Genomic DNA, 2,229 nt, shown 5'->3' on the forward strand with positions numbered 1-2,229 from the left:
ACGGTGCCAAGTTAGAAATCCAATAACATAAGAGAGGTATCCCACCGTCGACTCCTCCGAAACTGGCGTCCCGGATTCCTAGTCTCCCTCCTATCCTGTACATATATCATCGAATCCCAGTATCAGGCTGCAGTAAAGCTCCATGGGGTCTTTCCGTCCTGTTGCGGGTAACCAGTATCTTCACTGGTTCTTCAATTTCACCGGGCGTGTTGTCGAGACAGTGCTCAAATCGTTACACCTTTCGTGCGGGTCAGAACTTACCTGACAAGGAATTTCGCTACCTTAGGACCGTTATAGTTACGGCCGCCGTTTACTGGGGCTTGAATTCAAAGCTTTGACTTACGTCGAACCTCTCCTTTTAACCTTCCAGCACCGGGCAGGTGTCAGCCCCTATACTTCACCTTTCGGTTTCGCAGAGACCTGTGTTTTTGCTAAACAGTCGCTTGAGCCTCTTTTCTGCGGCCACTTGCGTGGCTCCCCTTCTCCCTAAGTTACGGGGTCATTTTGCCGAGTTCCTTAACAACACTTCTCCCGTCGGCCTGTGGATTTTCTCCTCATCTACCTGTGTCGGTTTACGGTACGGGTACGTATCACACAATAGCGGCTTTTCTCGACAGTGTGGATTCGGAAACTTCCCTACTTTTGTTCAGTCCCCATCGCACTTCATCATCAAGAGACGGATTTGCCTATCTCCCTTGACTTTGTGCTTAGCCGGGTTTTTCCATTCCCCGGTTTTCCTATCCTCCTGCGTCCCCACAGTTCTGATGATACGTAGTACAGGAATATCAACCTGTTATCCATCGACTACGACTTTCGTCCTCGCCTTAGGCCCCGACTAACCCTGGGAAGATTAGCTTTACCCAGGAAACCTTAGATATTCGGCCTAGAAGTTTCTTACTTCTATCTCGCTACTCATTCCGGCATTCTCTCTCCTGTTTCGTCCACCATCGTTTCCACTTTGGCTTCGTCCTTGCAGGATGCTCCTCTACCCCTAACAGCGTTAGCTGTCAAGCCGTAGCTTCGGTGTCGTGTTTTAGCCCCGTTAAATTTTCGGCGCAGGTTTTCTCGACTAGTGAGCTGTTACGCACTCTTTAAATGTATGGCTGCTTCTAAGCCAACATCCTAGTTGTCTATGAAATCCCACATCCTTTTCCACTTAACACGTACTTTGGGACCTTAGCTGTCGGTCTGGGCTCTTTCCCTTTTGTCCACGCGACTTATCTCACGCAGACTGACTCCCGAGGGTATCTTGACGGCATTCTTAGTTTGATATGAGTTGGTAACCTTTTTGGGCCCCGCGTCAGTTCAGTGCTTTACCTCCGTTAGACTCCATCTCGAGGCTAGCCCTAAAGCTATTTCGAGGAGAACCAGCTATCTCCGAGTTCGATTGGAATTTCTCCGCTATCCACACCTCATCACCACCTTTTTCAACAGATGTGTGTTCGGTCCTCCAAAGCCTTTTACGGCTCCTTCAACCTGGACATGGATAGGTCACCCGGTTTCGGGTCTACTAATACTAACTTTACGCCCTGTTCAGACTTGGTTTCCCTTCGGCTCCGTGGCTTCTGACCACTTAACCTCGCTGGCATTAGTAACTCGCCGGACCGTTCTACAAAAAGTACGCCATCAGTCCGTAGACCTCTGACTGTTTGTAAGCACAAGGTTTCAGGTTCTTTTTCACTCCCCTCCCGGGGTTCTTTTCACCTTTCCTTCACAGTACTGCTTCACTATCGGTCACTGGGGAGTATTTAGGCTTGGGGGGTGGTCCCCCCGGCTTCCCACAGGGTTTCTCGTGTCCCGTGGTACTCTGGATCCTGCAGCGGGTCTTCTGGTTTCGTCTACCGGACTTTCACCGTCTTTGGTCTGCTTTCCCAAAACAGTTCGACTACCATAGCCTCCATCGCTTGATGCAGTCCACAACCCCGAAGAACCAGGTCCTTCGGTTTGGCCTCTTTCCCTTTCGCTCGCCGCTACTTAGGAAATCGATTTTTCTTTCTCCTCCTATTGCTACTTAGATGTTTCAGTTCACAACGTTCCCTTCCATACGCTATGGATTCACGTATGGATACTTGAGGTTTGCTCAAGTAGGTTTCCCCATTCAGAAATCTCCGGATCGATGGCTGTTTGCGCCTCCCCGAAGCTTTTCGCAGCTTACCACGTCTTTCATCGGCTCCCAGTGCCAAGGCATTCACCCTGTGCTCTTTCTTGCTTGACCTTCTTGCAACACAA

1 rRNA gene is annotated in these 2,229 nt (G+C 49.9%); it reads right to left on the reverse strand.

Going from position 1 to position 2,229, the window contains the following annotated elements:
• Positions 1 to 2,215 (reverse strand): 23S ribosomal RNA (locus INF29_RS14025); the annotation flags it as partial.
• Between the last annotated feature and the right edge of the window lie 14 nt (positions 2,216 to 2,229).

Origin of the sequence: Anaerotignum lactatifermentans (assembly GCF_014982935.1) — a bacterium.
GTDB lineage: Bacteria > Bacillota > Clostridia > Lachnospirales > Anaerotignaceae > Anaerotignum > Anaerotignum lactatifermentans.